The organism is Streptomyces sp. STR69, from assembly GCF_024519455.1.
In the GTDB taxonomy this organism is placed as follows: domain Bacteria; phylum Actinomycetota; class Actinomycetes; order Streptomycetales; family Streptomycetaceae; genus Streptomyces.
Map to the genome: position 1 here is coordinate 499,139 of NZ_JALJRY010000001.1, position 16,661 is coordinate 515,799.

A 16,661-nucleotide genomic window follows, 5' to 3' on the forward strand; every position below is an offset into this window, starting at 1 on the left:
CGCGCGGAAGGATGGCGTACACGCTCACTTCTGACACTGTTCTGTCATGGCACAGCAAGCGACGCCGGTCAGGACGGCCCGGCTGGGGAGAGCGCTCGGTCCCGAACCGACCTCGGTGAGCGGCGTGGTGCTGCTGCTCCCCGGCGGCGAGGAGATCTCCGCCCGCAGGCCGTCCCCCCTCATGGCGGCAGCCTCGGTACGAACCTTGGGGCGCCGCCTGTCCCGGGCGGGCGCGGTCGAGGGTCTGGCCGCGCATGTCGTCCACTACCGCTGCCGCGGCTGGAACGGCAGCGAGGCGTATCTCGCGCACGACGCCACCTGGGCGGTGGACGAGGTGGTACGGCGGTACGGGGACGTGCCCGTGTGTCTCGCCGGGATCGACATGGGCGGGCGGGCCGCGCTGCGCTCCGCCGGGCACGAGGCCGTCAACTCCGTGGTGGCGCTGGCTCCTTGGCTCCCCGAACAGGATGTGGCAGCGCCACCCGAACCGGTGAAGCAGCTGGTGGGGCGGCGGGTGCTGATCGTGCACGGCACGAACGACGAACGGACCGATCCCGAACTGTCGTTCCGGCTGGCGACACGGGCGAAGAAGGCGAACCGGGACGTGTGCCGCTTCGAAGTGCACTCCGACGGCCACGCGTTGCACCAGCACCGCCAGGAAGTACACGCCCTGACCGAGGACTTCGTCCTGGGCGCACTCTTCGGCCGGGCGTTCGCCCGCCCGGTGGAGGACGCGCTGCAGGCCCCGCCGCCCCTGGGCCTGCGGATGCCACTGGCGGCGGGGTTCGGACGTTCGTTGCGGAAGTGAGCGGGGCACGGCGGCCGACTGGCGAAAACGAGGGGTGGCGGGTGGGCAATGCAGGCGCGCCGCTACTGGGGGCGCAGCGGCCGACCGGCCGGTGCCCGGGGCGAGTCGGGAATGAAGGTCCAGCGGACCGACGTTGACGACGGCCGACCGACTCTCCTCCTCGCCCGGGAAGAAGGCAGGCCCATGACGACGTCCTCTCCGAGCACCATGCGTGCCGTACGGCTCTCCGCCCCCGGCCCCGTGCACAATCTGCGGCTGACCACCCTTCCCCTCCCGCCCGAGCGGGACGGCTGGGTGCGTATTCGGGTCGAGGCGTTCGGGCTCAACCGGTCGGAGTTGAAGCTGCGGCTGGGGGTGAGCGAGGGCGTCAGCTTTCCCCGGGTGCCGGGCATCGAGGCGGCCGGCATCGTCGACGCGGCTCCGGCCGGCAGCGGGCTGGTGCGCGGGCAGAAGGTCGTCGCGATGATGGGGGACATGGGGCGTACCTACGACGGCGGCTATGCCGAGTACACGTCGGTGCCGCCGGCTCAAGTGATCCCCGTCGACACCGAGTTGCCCTGGGAGGTGCTGGGCGCCCTGCCCGAGATGGTGCAGACCGCCTACGGCTCCCTCACCGTCGGCCTCGACCTGCAGCCAGGCCAGACCGTACTGATCCGCGGCGGCACCTCCTCGGTGGGCCTGGCCGCCGCCGCACTCGCGCGCTGGCGCGGAGCCACCGTGCTCTCCACCACCCGGCGTCCCGACCGGCTCGCCTCTCTCAAGGAGCACGGTGTCGACCACCCGCTGCTCGACACCGGTGAAGTCGCCCCCGCCGTACGCGAGTTGTACCCGGACGGCGTCGACGCCGCCCTCGACCTGGTCGGCACCCCGACCCTCCCCGACACCCTGCGCGCGGTTCGCGTCCACGGCACGGCCTGCTTCGGCGGCAGCCTCTCCAACCAGTGGACCGTCCGCGACTTCTCCCCCAACGAGTACCTGCCCAGGGGCGTACGTCTCGCGGGCTACTTCGGCGACGCCTCCGACCTCCCCCGAGAGACCTTCCAGGAGATCCTGGACGCGATCTCCGACGGTCAACTGGCCTTCCCTGTGGACCGCGTGTACGACGGGCTTGAGCAAGTACCGCAGGCCCACGACGACATGGAGCACAACCGGGCCACCGGGAAGCTGGTCGTGCGGGTGCGGCACCTGAACTGACCTACTCGGGCAGCAGGTTGCCTCTCTTCGACAGCAGGAACTTCTTGAAGGCGGCCACCGGGGGTGTGTCCGGGTGCCCGTCCAGCCAGGCCACGCCGATCTCCCGTACCGCCTTCGGGGCCGTGACCGTCAGTTCCGCAACTCCCGGGCGGGGTACGGCCGGTGGAGGCAGGAGGGCCACTCCCAGCCCCGCCGCCACCAGGCCCCGTAGCGTCTCCGCCTCTTCGCCCTCGAAGGCGATCTTCGGTCGGAAGCCGGCCTCCGCGCAGACGTCGTCGGTGATCCGGCGGAGGCCGTAGCCCGGTTCCAGGGTCACGAAGGTCTCCTCGGCCGCCTCCGCGAGGCGGATCCGCCTGCGGGACGCCAGGCGGTGGTCGGCCGGGACGACGAGGCGGAGTTTCTGCACGTCGAGGCGGTGGGCCACGACGTCGGGGGCGTCGAGGGTCGGGGCGGTCAGCAGGCACAGGTCGAGTTCGCCCGCGCGCAGCCGCTCCAGCATCGCCTCGCCGTAGTTCTGGACAAGGCTGAAGCGGACGCGGGGGTGGTCGGCGCGGAAGGCGCGGATGAGTTCGGGGACGGTCTCGGAGCCGAGGGTGTGGAGGAAGCCGAAGGCGACCTTGCCGGTGGTGGGGTCGGCGTCGGCACGGACCTCGTCGGCGGCCTTCCCGATCTCGGCGAGGGCGCGTTCGACGGAGGTGAGGAAGGTGCGCCCGGCGGGGGTCAAGGACACCGTGCGGCCCCGGCGGGCGAACAGGTCGACGCCCAGGTCCTGTTCGAGGCGGACCATGGCCCGCGACAGGGTGGACTGCGGGACCTGCATCTCCTGCGCGGCCCGGGTGACGTGCTCGGTGCGGGCGACACCGGCGAAGTACGCGAGCCGGGGCGCGAGCAGCGCGACGATGTCTTCTGTGTCACCGGACGGTGACAGGTGAGCCTGTGAGCTGTACTGATGCACCATGGGAACGATTATGGCGTTTCCGTGCATTGGACGGATGAGCGGGACCGTACGTAGCTTCGAAGCATGTCTCCCGCCGATACCGGGGCGTCCACCATCGTGGCCGCCACGACCCCCGTCCCCGCCGCCTCCACCCCTTCCGCTTCCTCCGACTCACGGCTGACGCCCGGCGGTCCCGGTTATCGCCGGATGAGCTTCGCGCTCTTCCTCGCGGGGGTGGCGACCTTCGCGCTGCTGTACTCCACGCAGGCCCTGCTGCCGCTGATCTCCTCCGGTTTCGGCGTGAGCGCGAGCGCGGCGAGCTGGACGGTGGCGGCGGCGACCGGCGGACTCGCGCTGTTCGTCCTGCCGATGAGCGCGCTGTCGGAGCGCTTCGGTCGCCGTACGGTCATGACCGCGTCGCTGGTGGTCGCGGTGGGCATCGGGGTCCTGGTGCCGTTCGCGCCGTCGCTGGGCGCGCTGGTGGTGCTGCGGTTCCTCCAGGGGGCCGCGCTGGCCGGGCTGCCCGCGTCGGCGACGGCGTATCTGGCGGAGGAGGTCCGGCCGAAGGCGCTGGTCACGGCGATCGGCCTGTTCGTGGCGGGCAACAGCGTCGGCGGGATGAGCGGCCGGGTCATCACCGGCTGGGTCGCGCAGGAGTGGGGCTGGCGGGTCGCCGTAGGGGTGATCGGTCTGATCGCGGTCGGCTGCGCGGTCGCCTTCCGCCTCCTCCTCCCCGCCCCGAAGCACTTCACGCCGGGCTCACTGCGCCCGCGCGTCCTGGCCCGCACGGTCCGCGCCCACCTCGCGAACCCGCTGCTGTGCCGGCTGTACGCGATCGGTGCCCTGTTCATGACGGTCTTCGGCGGCGTCTACACGGTGATCGGCTACCGCCTCACCGAGGCCCCCTTCTCCCTCCCCCAGGGCATCGTCGGCTCGATCTTCCTGGTGTACCTGGTGGGGACCGTGTCGGCGTCCACTGCGGGTCGGTTGGTGGGCCGGCTCGGGCGGCGGGGCGCCTTGTATCTGGCGGGCGGTACGACGGCCACCGGCCTCCTGGTCTCCCTCGCCGACTCGCTCCCCCTGGTCCTGCTCGGCCTGGTGCTGATCACGGCGGGCTTCTTCGCGGGGCACGCGGTCGCGTCCTCGGCGGTCAGCAAGACGGCCACCACCGGCCGCGCCCAGGCCTCCGCCCTCTACCAGTCCGCCTACTACATCGGGTCCAGCACCGGCAGTACGGTCGGCGCCCTCGCGTTCCACGCGGGCGGCTGGGCGGGCACGGTCGGCGTGGGCGTCCTGGCGGTGCTGGGTGTCGTGACGATCACGGTGCTCGGGTCGCGGGCGGCGCGGGTCGAGCGGGCCCTCGCCCCGGCCTGAGCGGGCCCCATCCACTCTCCCCTGTAAAGAAACCCCTTCTGAGCTGCACGTTCATCCACTCCTCGCGCCATTGTCAGTGGGCTGCGCTACGTTGCGGGGTAAGGGAAGAACGGCCACAGGGGTGGGTGGGCGAGACCATGACGGACAGCACTGTGACTACGACGGACCTCGACATCAGGCTGGAGAAACACCGCGTCGAGCTGACCGGGTACTGCTACCGCATGCTCGGCTCCTCCTTCGAGGCAGAGGACGCGGTGCAGGACACGATGGTCCGCGCCTGGCGGAGTTACGAGAAGTTCGAGGGGCGGTCCAGTCTGCGGTCCTGGCTGTACCGGATCGCGACCAACGTCTGCCTGGACATGCTGTCCGCGGGCAACAAGCGGGCGCGTCCCGTCGACCTCAGCGACTCCACCCCGCTCGCCCAGGCCGCGCTGTCGCCCCGCCCGGACAACACCTGGCTGGAGCCGATGCCGGACGCGCGCGTGCTGCCGTCGGTCCTCGACCCGGCGGAGGCCGCGGTCGCCAAGGAGTCGGTCCGGCTCGCGTTCATGGCCGCCCTGCAGCAACTGCCGCCCAAACAAAGGGCGGTGCTGATCCTGCGCGAGGTGCTGGCCTGGCGGGCCAACGAGGTCGCCGAGTTGCTCGGTACCTCGGTCGCGTCGGTCAACAGCGCGCTGCAGCGGGCCCGCGCCACCCTCGCCGAGCGGGACGAGAAGGCCGCCGACGCGGCCGTCTCCGACCCGCTCGACGACGAGCAGAAGAAGCTTCTGGAGCGGTATGTCGCGGCCTTCGAGGGCTACGACATGGCGGCCCTGACGGCGCTGCTGCACGAGGACGCCATCATGACGATGCCGCCGTTCGACCTGTGGCTGACCGGCCACGACGACATCACGGGCTTCATGACGACGATCGGCGCCGCCTGCGAGGGTTCGCGCCTGATCCCGGTGGAGGTGAACGGCCTGCCGGGCTTCGCCCAGTACAAGCCGGACCCGGAGGCGGGCGGCTTCAGCCCCTGGTCGGTGCAGGTCCTGGAGATCTCAGACGGCAGGCTCACCGGGTTCCACTTCTTCCTGGACACCGAGCGCTGGTTCCCGCTGTTCGACCTGCCCCTCCATCTCGAAGCGGAGCCCGACCAGATCGAGGAGGGCGCGTAGTCCGGGGCTGGGCCCGCGGAGCCTGATCCGGCCACCGGCCCGCCGGGCGGTCAGTTCGAGGCGGGCCAGGAGATCGACGGTACCGAGCCCCGGCGGCCCGGGCCCCACGGTCTCGACCACGACGAGCACCACCCCGGCACCGGTCGTCTCCAGCAGCCGCCACACCTCGTCGCAGAGCCGCGCCACCTCGTCACGGGTGACGGGGCGGTTCGGCACGAGTACAGCGGGTGTCATGGCGTCCACGATCGGTAGACCGGGTGGGCGGTCGTAACTCATCGGGAGCCACCGCCTAGGTTTGCTGTATGCCCCACGGATCAGCCCCGCCCTGGATACCCGACGCCCTCCCGCGCGCCGAAACCGCCGAGGAGGCGCCGTGCAGGGGGTGTTGACCGGGTTCGCGGTCATCGGTGTCGTCATCGCCGTCGGCTATCTGCTCGGCCTGCGCGGTTCCCTCGGCGAGAACGGCCGTGACGTACTGACCAGGCTGGCCTTCAACGTGGCCTCCCCGGCCCTGCTGTTCACCACCCTCGCGCGGGCCGACCTCTCGGTGGTGTTCTCCAGCTGGCTGCTCGTGACGGTGCTGAGCACGGCGGCGGTGGCGGGCGTGTTCGTGGCGGTGGGGGTGGCCCGCGGCTGGGGTGTGGGCCGTACGACGATCGGCGCGCTCTGTTCCAGCTACGTCAACTCCGGCAACCTCGGCATCCCGATCTCGGTGTACGTCCTGGGCAACGCCTCGCTGGTGGCACCGGTGATGCTGTTCCAGCTCGTCGTGGTCAGCCCCCTCGCCCTCACGATCCTCGACCTGTCGGACCGGGGCGAGAAGGACCCCCGGTGGCTGCGGCTGCTCACCCCCGTGCGCAATCCGATCGCGGTCGGCTCCCTCGCCGGGGTCGCGGTGGCCGCGTCCGGCGTGCACCTCCCGGGCCCGGTGATGGATCCGCTCACCCTGATCGGCAACATGGCGGTACCGGCCGTACTGCTCGGCTTCGGCATCTCGCTGCGCGGAAGTGCGGTGCCGGCGCGCGGTGTCGAGCGGTGGCCCGTGCTGCTGTCGGTCGCCCTGAAGTCGGTGGGGCAGCCGGCGATCGCCTGGGTGCTGGCGGTGGGGGTGTTCGGCCTGCACGGGGCGGCGCTGCTCGACGTGGTGGTGACGTCGGCGCTGCCCGGTGCGCAGAACCTGTACACGTACGCGAGCCGCTATCGCGTGGGCGAGGGGCTGGCCCGGGACTCGATCCTGCTGTCGACGATTCTGTCGGTGCCTGTGCTGGTGGTGATCGCGGCGCTGCTGGGGTAGCCGGGCCGGTCCCGGCCGACCGGAGAGCCGCCGCGAAACCGCCGGAGAACCGCCGCGAAAAACCCGTTGGCGGGCCGTGGACGGCCGCTGCTACCTTTCCCGAGGCCGTGCGAGAGAACGAGGAGGTGGTACCCGTGAACACATCAACGACATGGGTGCTCTCCTCCGGGGTCACGGTCGGGCGATAGGTCGTCCGGGAGCGCCGTTCTGAGCTCTCCCGAAAGGCACGACCATGCAGTTCACCTCCGAGCAGCGCCTCGACGACGGCGTCCTCGAACGCGAATTCACCCTCGGCGAGATCCCCGGCACCCTGTGGACACCCGACTCCACCGCACCTGCCCCGCTGATCCTCATCGCCCACAACAACGGCCTGCCCAAGGCACAGCCCCGGCTGGTGGCCCGGGCCCGGGCCACCGCGGCGGCCGGCTACGCGGCGGTCACCATCGACGCCGCAGGCTGCGGCGACCGTCCCCGTTCCGCCGCCGACGTACAGCTCCGCGCCGACCTCGGCCGGGCGATGCGGGCCGGTGAGCCGACCGACGAGATCTTCGAGTCCCTGGTCGGCCCGCTGGTCGAGAACGCCGCCCCGGAATGGCTGACCACCCTGGACGCCGTCCTCGCGCTGCCGGAGGTCGGCGGCCCGGTCGGCTACTCGGGGTGGACCGCCCTCGGCATCCGCCTCGCGGTGACCGAGCCGCGCATCACGGCGGCCGGTTTCTTCGCCGGGGGCTATGTTCCCCGCGCCCAGCGCGAAGAGGCCAAGCAGGTCACCGTCCCGCTGCTGCTCCTGCTCCAGTGGGACGACGAAGGAAACCCCCGGCAGCGGGCCCTGGACCTGTTCGACGCCTTCGGCACCCGGGAGAAGACCCTGCACGCCAACATGGGCGGCCACACGGGCACTCCGTGGTTCGAGTCGGAGGACGCGTTCCGGTTCTACGGCCGGCATCTGATGTAGGGCCGGGCCCCAAGTAGGCAGGAGGGGCCGGGACTTGAAAGTCCGGCCCCTCCCCTCCCCCGCCCTCGATCAGGCAATGCGCTCCAGCACCACCGGCGAAGCCGTGAACGTGGTGCCCTCGGCGCCGATGTCGTACGAGCCCTCGACCGCCTCCAGGGCGTACCCGAAGCGCTCCGGGGTGTCGGTGTGCAGGGTCAGCAGGGGCTGGCCCGCTGTCACCACGTCGCCCGGCTTGGCGTGCATCTCCACTCCCGCGCCCGCCTGCACCGGGTCCTCCTTGCGGGCACGCCCCGCGCCGAGGCGCCAGGCGGCGATGCCGATGTCGTAGGCGTCGAGGCGGGTGAGGACGCCGGAGGCCGAGGCCTTCACCACGTGCTGCTCGCGTGCCACCGGCAACTCCGCGTCCGGGTCGCCGCCCTGGGCCGCGATCATCCGGCGCCAGACGTCCATCGCCGAACCGTCCGCCAGCGCCTTCGCCGGATCGGCGTCCTTGATGCCGGCCGCGTCGAGCATCTCGCGGGCCAGGGCGATGGTCAGTTCGACGACGTCGGAGGGGCCGCCGCCCGCCAACACCTCGACGGATTCCCGGACTTCGAGGGCGTTGCCGGCCGTCAGGCCGAGGGGGGTCGACATGTCCGTCAGCAGCGCGACCGTCTTCACGCCGTGGTCGGTGCCCAACCCCACCATCGTGGACGCCAGTTCACGCGCGTCCTCGATCGTCTTCATGAACGCGCCGGTGCCGACCTTCACGTCCAGGACCAGGGAGCCCGTGCCCTCGGCGATCTTCTTCGACATGATGGACGAGGCGATCAGCGGGATCGCCTCCACCGTGCCGGTGACGTCACGGAGGGCGTACAGCTTCTTGTCGGCGGGGGCCAGGCCGTCGCCCGCCGCGCAGATGACCGCGCCGGTGCCCTCCAGTACGGAGAGCATCTCCTCGTTGGAGAGCAGCGCGCGCCAGCCGGGGATCGACTCCAGCTTGTCGAGGGTGCCGCCGGTGTGGCCGAGGCCGCGGCCGGAGAGCTGCGGGACGGCCGCGCCGCAGGCGGCGACCAGCGGGGCCAGCGGGAGGGTGATCTTGTCGCCGACGCCGCCCGTGGAGTGCTTGTCGGCGGTCGGGCGGGAGAGGGACGAGAAGTCCATGCGCTCGCCGGAGGCGATCATCGCGGCGGTCCAGCGGGCGATCTCGGAACGGTTCATGCCGTTGAGGAGGATCGCCATGTTGAGGGCGGCCATCTGGTAGTCGGCCACCTCTCCGCGGGTGTACGCGTCGATGACCCAGTCGATCTGCTCGTCGCTCAGTTCACCGCGGTCCCGCTTGGTGCGGATGACGGAGATGGCGTCCATCGAGACTTGCGCCATGGCTTGGCTTTCCTTCCGAACGTTCAGAAAATGTGCGGCCCCGCCGAAGGACATGGAACAACTCGGCGGGGCCGTACGGGAGTTACCTGGTGAGATGGTCCGGCCCGAAGGCCTGCGGGAGCATCTCCGAGAGCGGCAGGATGCCCGCCGGTGTCTCCACCAGCAGACCGGGACCGCCGAACTCGTACAGCAACTGGCGGCAGCGACCGCACGGGACGAGGATGTCGCCCTTGCCGTCGACGCAGGTGAAGTGCGTCAGCCGGCCGCCGCCGGTGCGCTGGAGGTCGGACACGAGCCCGCACTCCGCGCACAGGCCGAGGCCGTACGACGCGTTCTCCACGTTGCAGCCGGAGACCGTGCGGCCGTCGTCGACCCGGGCGGCGACCCCGACGGGGTAGCCCGAGTACGGCGCGTAGGCGTGGGACATGGCCTCCCGCGCCTCCGCGCGCAGCCCGTCCCAGTCGACGGCGAACTCGGCGGCGGGAGAGGTCACTTGCCCTGTCCCTTCCGGTACGGCAGGCCGTCCGCCTTCGGCATCCGCAGATGCTGTGCGGACAGCGAGAGCACCAGCAGGGTGACGATGTACGGGCTGGCGCCGACCAGTTGGGTCGGGACGGAGTCGGTGGTGGCGTACCAGACGAACATCAGGGCGCCGAGGACGGCGGTGACGACGGCGGGGACGTACCGCTTCTTCCAGACCATGTAGGCGCAGCCCGCGACCAGCAGGAAGCCGAGCAGCAGGATCAGCGCGTGCACGTTGGTGGAGCCGCCGCGCAGGTTGAGGCTGTCGGTGTAGCCGAACAGGCCCGCGCCGAGGGCGAGTCCGCCCGGCATCCAGTTGCCGAAGATCATCGAGGCGAGGCCGATGTAGCCCCGGCCGCCGGTCTGGCCGTCGAGGTAGACGTTGGACGCGACGATCGACAGGAAGGCGCCGCCGAGGCCGGCGAAGCCGCCGGAGATGATCACGGCGAGGTACTTGTACTTGTAGACGTTGACGCCGAGGGACTCGGCGGCCACCGGGTTCTCACCGCAGGAGCGCAGGCGCAGGCCGAAGGCGGTGCGCCACAGGACCCACCAGGTGACCGGGACGAGGGCCACCGCGATGACGGTGAGCGGGGAGAGGTCGGTGATCAGACCGCCGATCAGGCCCGCGATGTCCGAGAGCAGGAACCAGTGCTTCTCGTTGAGCTTGTCCAGCCAGGTGGACAGGCCCGGGATGTCGAAGGTGCCCAGGGAGTCGATCGGCGGGGACTGCTTCGCGGAGCCCTGCTCGGTGTCGGCGAAGGTGAACTTCGACAGATAACGGGTGGTGCCGAGCGCCAGGATGTTGATGGCGACACCGGAGACGATGTGGTTGACGTTGAACGTCACCGTCGCGATGGCGTGCAGCAGCGCGCCGAGGCAGCCGCCGATGATGCCGAAGACGATGCCGACCCACGGGCCCCACTGGTAGCCGGCCCAGGCGCCGAACCAGGTGCCGAGGATCATCATGCCTTCGAGGCCGATGTTGACGACACCCGCGCGCTCGGCCCAGAGGCCGCCGAGACCGGCGAGACCGATCGGCACGGCGGCGCGCAGGGCCGTGGACATCTGGCCAGTTGACGTGATGCCGTCCGCGCCGGTGATCAGGCGGACGATCGAGGTGAGGATCAGCGCGCCCGCGATGACGAGCAGGAGCACGGGGAGCGAGAAACGGCGGCCGCCCTTGCCGGGCTGCTGCGCCTGCGGCTTGGCGATGGTCGCGGTACTCATCGGGCCGCCACCTCCTTCTTCTCGGAGTTGTTCCGGGCGGCGGCGGCGAGTTCGGCACCGACGCGGCTCTGCTGGCGGCGCAGGCCCCAGGTGCGGACGACCTCGTACGAGATGACGACCGCGAAGACGATCAGGCCCTGCATGATCGTCGCGATCTCCTTCTGGTACGCGACCGGGGTCGCGTAGTCCAGGGCGGGAGACGCCTTGTCGAGGAAGGCCCAGAGGAGGGCGGCGAGAGCGATGCCGCCGGGGTTGTTGCGGCCGAGGAGGGCGATGCCGATCGCGGTGAAGCCCAGGCCCTCGGGGAACGTGAGGCTGTAGGTGTGGCTGTCGCCGAGCAGCAGCGGCAGACCGGCCAGGCCCGCGACACCGCCGGAGATCAGCATCGCGGTGAGCGTCATGCGCTTGGCGTCGACGCCGGAGGCCGCGGCGGCGGACTCGGACTCGCCGGTGGCGCGCAGGTCGAAGCCGAAGCGGGTGCGGTTGAGGACGAGCCAGTACAGGACGCCCATGATCGCGGCGAGGAAGACCAGGCCGTAGATCTCGCCGACGTCCGAGCCCATGTCGATGCCCGGGATCCAGCCGGACTTCTTCATGATGCCGGTCGTCATGTTGTTGCCGACCTGCACGCCCCACGTGTTCGTCTGCGTGAGGTAGAGGATCAGGCTGGTGGCGATCGCGTTGAGCATGATCGTGGCGACGACCTCGCTGACCCCTCGGGTGACCTTGAGGACACCCGCGATCCCGGCCCAGAAGGCGCCGGTGAGGATGGCGACCAGGAGCAGCAGCGGCACCTGGAGGACGGCCGGCAGGCCGACGTGCGCGCCGACGACCGCGGTCATCACGGCGCCGAGGCGGTACTGGCCGTCGACACCGATGTTGAACAGGTTCATCCGGAAGCCGAGGGCGACCGCCAGGGCGGCGATGTAGTACATCGACGCCTGGTTGATGATCAGCACCTGGACGTCGGAGTACCCGATCTGCTGGAGCATCAGGTTGTACGGCTCGATCGGGTTCTTCCCCGAGGCGAGCAGCACGACCGAGGTCAGCAGGATCGCGGCGACCAGCGCCATGACCGGGCCGGCCACGGCGAGGAGCACGCGCTCCTTGTCGAACTTCTTCATCGGGCCTCGTCCTCCGGGGCGGCGGTGTCGTCCGTGTTTTCTACGGTGCTGTCCGCGCCGTTTTCTACGGTGCTCACCGCGCCGTCTGCTTCTTCCTCGACGTGTTCGAGGTGACCGGACACGGCGCCGGTCATGGCCGAGCCGAGTTCCTCGGGTGTGACGGTGGCCGGGTCGGCGTCGGCGACCAGCCTGCCGTCGTAGATCACGCGCAGGGTGTCCGACAGGCCGATCAGCTCGTCCAGGTCGGCGGAGATCAGCAGCACGGCCAGGCCCTCGCGGCGGGCCGCGCGGACGTGGTCCCAGATCGCGGCCTGCGCGCCGACGTCCACACCGCGGGTGGGGTGGGCGGCGATCAGGAACTTCGGCGTGTGGCTCATCTCGCGGCCGACGATCAGCTTCTGCTGGTTGCCGCCGGACAGGGAGGCGGCGGTGACGTCGATGCCGGGGGTCCGGACGTCGTACTCCTCGACGATCCGGCGGGTGTCGGCCTGGGCGCCCTTGATGTCGAGCCAGACGCCCTTCGCGTTGGGCTTCTCGGTGACGTGGCCGAGGATGCGGTTCTCCCAGAGCGGGGCTTCCAGGAGGAGGCCGTGGCGGTGGCGGTCCTCGGGGATGTAGCCGATGCCGTGCTCGCGGCGCCTGCGGGTGGCCCAGGGCGTGATGTCCTCGCCGAGGAAGGAGATGGTGCCGGAGTCGGCGTTCTTCAGGCCGATCAGCGCGTCGATGAGCTCGGTCTGGCCGTTGCCCTCGACGCCTGCGATGCCCATGACCTCACCGGCGTGGATGGTGAAGGTGACGTCGTCCAGGACGCGCTTGGCGTCACCGCCGACGGCCGCGTCGCCGAGCAGTCCGCCGGCCGCGGGCTCGGCCGCGGGGCCGAGGGAGGCGCCACCGCTCGCGTAGACGGTGAGGCCCTTGACCTCGATGACGGGCTGGTCGGTGACCGTGGACTCGGCGGTCTCCGGGGTGGGGAGTTCGCTGCCGACCATCATCTCGGCGAGCTGGCGGGGGGTCGTCGCGGAGGGGACGGCGGTGCCGACGGTGGTGCCGCGCCGGATGACGGTGATCTCGTCGGCGACGGACAGGACCTCGCCCAGCTTGTGCGAGATGAAGATGACGGCGAGGCCCTCGGACTTCAGCTCGCGCAGGTTGCTGAAGAGGGCGTCGACCTCCTGCGGGACCAGGACGGCGGTGGGCTCGTCCAGGATCAGGGTGCGGGCGCCGCGGTAGAGGACCTTGAGGATCTCCACGCGCTGGCGCTCGGCGACTCCGAGGCTCTCGACGAGAAGGTCCGGGCGGACGTTCAGGCCGTAGCGGTCGGAGATCTCCTTGATCTTCTTGCGGGCGCCGCCGCCGATGCCGTGCAGCTTCTCGCTGCCCAGGACGACGTTCTCCAGGACGGTGAGGTTGTCGGCGAGCATGAAGTGCTGGTGGACCATGCCGATGCCGCGGGCGATGGCATCGGCCGGCGAGGAGAAGGTGACCTGCTCGCCGTCGACGGAGATGGTGCCCTCGTCCGGCTTCTGCATGCCGTAGAGGATCTTCATCAGGGTCGACTTGCCTGCGCCGTTCTCGCCGACGAGGGCGTGCACGGTGCCTTTGCGGACACTGAAGCGGATGTCGCTGTTGGCGACGACACCCGGGAAGCGCTTGGTGATCCCCACCAGCTCGACCGCGATCGTCGACCGATCGCCGAGTGGAGGGTTGCTGGACGCGTCGATGGCGAACTCTCCTTGTGGAAAGGGGCCTCTCTACGCGCGTAGCGCCCCTGCTTTAAATAGTGCCCGGACCTGATCGGTTTTTGTCTGGCATCCGATCCGTTCCGAGCATTCTGCCGCGCGAACGGGGCGCGGGGAGACATCCTCCCCACACCCCGTTCCGTGGCCGTAACGCTGTCATTACAGCGCTCTTTTGGCCATGGTCGTGACTGGCCTAGAACCTACGGTTCAAGAGGTCTTGACCTTGATCGTGCCGTCCTTGATGCCCGCCTCGGCCTTCGTGAGGGCGGCCTGCAGGGTGGCGTTGTCCTTGAAGGTCGGGTTGGAGTCGGCCAGGCCGACGCCGCCGTTGCTCAGCGAGCCGCGGATCTCGCCGCTCAGCGGCTTCTTGTCCTTGATGACGGACTTGGAGAGGTCGTACACCGCGCCCGCGACGTTCTTCAGGGCCGAGGTGAGGATGTACGGCTTGTACTTGGCCAGCGCGGCCTGGTTGTACTGGTCGGAGTCGACACCGATCGCCCACACCTTGTGCGCGGCGGCGGCCTTGATGACGCCCTGGCCGGAGAGACCGGCGGCCGCGTAGACGACGTCCGCGCCGGCCTCGATCTGGCCTTCGGCCGCGGCCTCGCCCTTGTCGGGGCTGGAGAAGCCACCCTGGGCGGCGGTCTGGGTCAGGTACTGCGTCTTGACCGTGACGCCCTTCTTGGTGTCCTTGACGCCCTGCTCGAAGCCCGCCGCGAACTTGTGGATCAGCGGCACGTCCACGCCGCCGATGAAGCCGACGGTGTTGGACTTCGTGGTCAGCGCGGCGGTGACGCCGGCCAGGTAGGAGGACTGCTCCTCGTGGAAGACCATGTCGGCGACGTTGGCGGCCGTGATGGTGTTGTCGTCGATGATGCCGAAGGTGATCTTCGGGAACTTCGCGGCGGCTTCCTTGACGGCGGGGGCGTAGGCGAAGCCGACACCGATCACCGGGTTGTAGCCGGACCTGGCGAGGGTCTCCAGGCGCTGCACCTTGTCCGCGTCGGACTCGTTGTCCTGCGGCTCGACGTCACGGCCGCTGACGCCGAAGTCCTTCTCGGCCTTCACCAGACCCGCGTAGGCGGCGTCGTTGAAGGACTGGTCGCCCTTGCCGCCGACGTCGTAGGCAAGACCAATGCCCTTGGACGTGCCGGCACTGCTGGAGCTGCTGGAGCTGGACTCGCTGGACGAGCTGCCGCAGGCGGAGACGGTTACTGCAAGAGCTGCGGTTGCAACGCCTGCAACCGCGATTCGGGACACCCGGCGCATGGAACGAGACTCCTTCGTGCAAGCGCCCAAACCAGGCGCTGGTTCCGCCGCAGCGTAACGCGCGTAGACCAGACGGAAAACCCCATCTGTCCGGTCCGTTATAGAGCTGTGGCCACAGATGGTGGCCAGCGTACGGACAGCCTGGCGCCCCTTGCGGGAGGCAGGCCCGGGGCGTCGATCTCCCGTCGTCCGCCCGGAGGGCGGGCCGCGCGGCGTCTGGTGCGTGCGATCGCAAGGCGCCGGAGCGTCCTCGTGGCGGAGCCACGTGGGCGGTCCGGCAACGCGGCGAGCGTGCGTGCCAGGCGTCGCGCGGCAGACGGGAGATCGACGCCCCGGGCCTAGGGGCGCCAGGCTGCAACGATGCCCGGAGGGCGTAGTCAAACGCCCTCGTCGCGGAGCTTCGTACTACTTCGTGTTGACGGTGATCTTGCCGGCGATGATGTCCGCCTTCGCCTTGTCCACCGCGGCGACGGCGGCCGTCATGGCCTTGTACTTCGGGTTGGTGTCGGAGAAGCCGACGCCGTCGTTGTCGAGGCCGTAGCGGACGACACCGGTCTTGGGCTTGCCCTCGTACACGGACTTCACCAGGTCGTAGACGGCGCCGCCGACGTTCTTGAGCGCCGAGCCGAGGATGGCGTCCTTGTACTTGGCCAGCGCCGCCTGCTCGTACTGGTCGGAGTCCACGCCGATGGCCCAGATGCCCTTGGCGGAGGCCTCGGAGATGACGCCCTGGCCGGAGAGACCGGCGGCGGCGTAGATGACGTCCGCGCCCGCGTCGATCTGGCCGCTCGCCGCGTCCTTGCCCTTGTCGGGGCTGGAGAAGCCACCCTGGGCCGCGGTCTGCGTCAGGTACTGCGACTCGATCTTGATGCTCGGGTTGACGGACTTGGCGCCCTGGTCGAAGCCCGCTTCAAACTTGTGGATGAGGGGGACGTCCACGCCGCCGATGAAGCCGATGTGGTTCTTCTTGGTCGCCTTGGCCGCGGCGACGCCCGCGAGGTAGGAGGACTGCTCCTCGTGGAAGACGAGGTCGGCCACGTTGGCGGCCTTGTCCTGCTCGTCGTCGATGATGCCGAACGTGATGTTCGGGAACTTCGCGGCGGCCTCCTTGACGGCGGGGGCGTAGGCGAAGCCGACGCCGATGACCGGGTTGTAGCCGGCCGTGGCGAGGCTCTCCAGGCGCTGCACCTTGTCCGCGTCGGACTCGTTGTCCTGCGGCTCGATGTCGCGGCCGGAGATGTTGAACTCCTTCTCGGCCTTCTGGAAACCGGCGTAGGCCGCGTCGTTGAAGGACTGGTCGCCCTTGCCGCCGACGTCGTAGGCGAGGCCGATGCCCTTGCCGGTGTACTTGCCGGACGAGGACGACGAACTGTCGGTGGCCTTGTCGGCATCCTTGCTGGAGCTACCGCAGGCGGTGGCCGCGAGGGCGATGACCGTGACGGCCACCGCTGCTTGGGAGAACTTCGTCCTCCGAGATGTCTGACGCACAGCAAGCACTCCTTCGTCCCCACGGCACCGTTATCGGACCGCTTCCCCAAGCCGCCGCCACTGTGGCGATTTCCGCGCACAGTAACGCGCGTAGACGAGGAGGGGAACGGGGTTTCTCCGTGCCGTTACCGGATCGTGCCGCCGCCGCGTTACGTTCACGCGCCGGTGGTTACACCCGGGTGACACAAGGGGACGTAGGGGTACCGAACGG

At 70.1% G+C, this 16,661-nt stretch carries 15 protein-coding genes; 6 read left to right on the forward strand and 9 right to left on the reverse strand.

Annotated features, from left to right (window positions below):
* Nucleotides 1-46: 46 nt before the first annotated feature.
* Together OC490_RS02355 and OC490_RS02360 are read left to right on the forward strand one after the other, a co-directional pair.
* Nucleotides 47-808 carry an alpha/beta fold hydrolase gene (locus tag OC490_RS02355; protein WP_262056039.1) on the forward strand — a complete coding sequence of 254 codons (762 nt, stop codon included), beginning with the start codon at nucleotides 47-49 and terminating at the stop codon, nucleotides 806-808.
* 183 nt (nucleotides 809-991) lie between these two features.
* Nucleotides 992-2,002 (forward strand): zinc-binding dehydrogenase, encoded by a 1,011-nt coding sequence (locus OC490_RS02360; RefSeq protein WP_262056040.1) that lies wholly within the window; start codon nucleotides 992-994, stop codon nucleotides 2,000-2,002.
* Between the two features lies 1 nt (nucleotide 2,003).
* On the opposite strand, the gene OC490_RS02365 is transcribed toward OC490_RS02360, so the two are convergent.
* Nucleotides 2,004-2,960, reverse strand: coding sequence for a LysR family transcriptional regulator (locus OC490_RS02365; protein WP_262056041.1), 957 nt, complete (start codon nucleotides 2,958-2,960; stop codon nucleotides 2,004-2,006).
* Nucleotides 2,961-3,023: 63 nt separating this feature from the next.
* Between OC490_RS02365 and OC490_RS02370 the strand changes: the two genes are divergently transcribed.
* A complete protein-coding gene (locus tag OC490_RS02370; RefSeq protein ID WP_262056042.1) occupies nucleotides 3,024-4,313 on the forward strand; it encodes an MFS transporter in 1,290 nt (429 codons plus the stop codon).
* A gap of 137 nt (nucleotides 4,314-4,450) precedes the next feature.
* Nucleotides 4,451-5,467: a sigma-70 family RNA polymerase sigma factor gene (locus tag OC490_RS02375; RefSeq protein ID WP_262056043.1), complete on the forward strand. Its 1,017-nt coding sequence runs from the start codon at nucleotides 4,451-4,453 to the stop codon at nucleotides 5,465-5,467.
* Here OC490_RS02375 and OC490_RS02380 read toward each other — a convergent pair.
* The gene (locus OC490_RS02380; protein WP_262056044.1) at nucleotides 5,351-5,701 is read right to left on the reverse strand and encodes an STAS domain-containing protein; all 351 of its coding nucleotides are present in this window, start codon (nucleotides 5,699-5,701) and stop codon (nucleotides 5,351-5,353) included. The two genes, OC490_RS02375 and OC490_RS02380, sit on opposite strands and share 117 nt — an antisense overlap.
* Nucleotides 5,702-5,840: 139 nt before the next feature.
* On the opposite strand from OC490_RS02380, the gene OC490_RS02385 reads away from it, so the two are divergent.
* Together OC490_RS02385 and OC490_RS02390 are read left to right on the forward strand one after the other, a co-directional pair.
* Nucleotides 5,841-6,761, forward strand: a complete 921-nt coding sequence (locus OC490_RS02385; protein ID WP_262056045.1) for an AEC family transporter — start codon at nucleotides 5,841-5,843, stop codon at nucleotides 6,759-6,761.
* Nucleotides 6,762-6,993: 232 nt separating this feature from the next.
* Entirely contained in the window at nucleotides 6,994-7,716 is a 723-nt protein-coding gene (locus OC490_RS02390; RefSeq protein ID WP_262056046.1) for an alpha/beta hydrolase, read from the forward strand.
* Between the two features lie 69 nt (nucleotides 7,717-7,785).
* On the opposite strand, the gene OC490_RS02395 is transcribed toward OC490_RS02390, so the two are convergent.
* The 7 genes from OC490_RS02395 to OC490_RS02425 form a co-directional block, all read right to left on the reverse strand.
* Nucleotides 7,786-9,063 carry a thymidine phosphorylase gene (locus OC490_RS02395; protein WP_262056305.1) on the reverse strand — a complete coding sequence of 426 codons (1,278 nt, stop codon included), beginning with the start codon at nucleotides 9,061-9,063 and terminating at the stop codon, nucleotides 7,786-7,788.
* Nucleotides 9,064-9,160: 97 nt separating this feature from the next.
* Complete coding sequence (locus OC490_RS02400) at nucleotides 9,161-9,571, reverse strand: cytidine deaminase (RefSeq protein WP_262056047.1); 411 nt, start codon at nucleotides 9,569-9,571, stop codon at nucleotides 9,161-9,163.
* Entirely contained in the window at nucleotides 9,568-10,830 is a 1,263-nt protein-coding gene (locus OC490_RS02405; protein ID WP_262056048.1) for an ABC transporter permease, read from the reverse strand. The genes OC490_RS02400 and OC490_RS02405 overlap by 4 nt, the downstream gene beginning before the upstream one ends.
* Complete coding sequence (locus OC490_RS02410; protein WP_262056049.1) at nucleotides 10,827-11,954, reverse strand: ABC transporter permease; 1,128 nt, start codon at nucleotides 11,952-11,954, stop codon at nucleotides 10,827-10,829. Before OC490_RS02410 ends, OC490_RS02405 begins: the two co-directional genes overlap by 4 nt.
* Nucleotides 11,951-13,675: an ABC transporter ATP-binding protein gene (locus OC490_RS02415; RefSeq protein ID WP_410098519.1), complete on the reverse strand. Its 1,725-nt coding sequence runs from the start codon at nucleotides 13,673-13,675 to the stop codon at nucleotides 11,951-11,953. Before OC490_RS02415 ends, OC490_RS02410 begins: the two co-directional genes overlap by 4 nt.
* A 225-nt stretch (nucleotides 13,676-13,900) precedes the next feature.
* Complete coding sequence (locus OC490_RS02420; RefSeq protein ID WP_262056050.1) at nucleotides 13,901-14,962, reverse strand: BMP family protein; 1,062 nt, start codon at nucleotides 14,960-14,962, stop codon at nucleotides 13,901-13,903.
* Between the two features lie 405 nt (nucleotides 14,963-15,367).
* Nucleotides 15,368-16,408, reverse strand: a complete 1,041-nt coding sequence (locus OC490_RS02425; protein ID WP_262056307.1) for a BMP family protein — start codon at nucleotides 16,406-16,408, stop codon at nucleotides 15,368-15,370.
* Nucleotides 16,409-16,661: the final 253 nt, after the last annotated feature.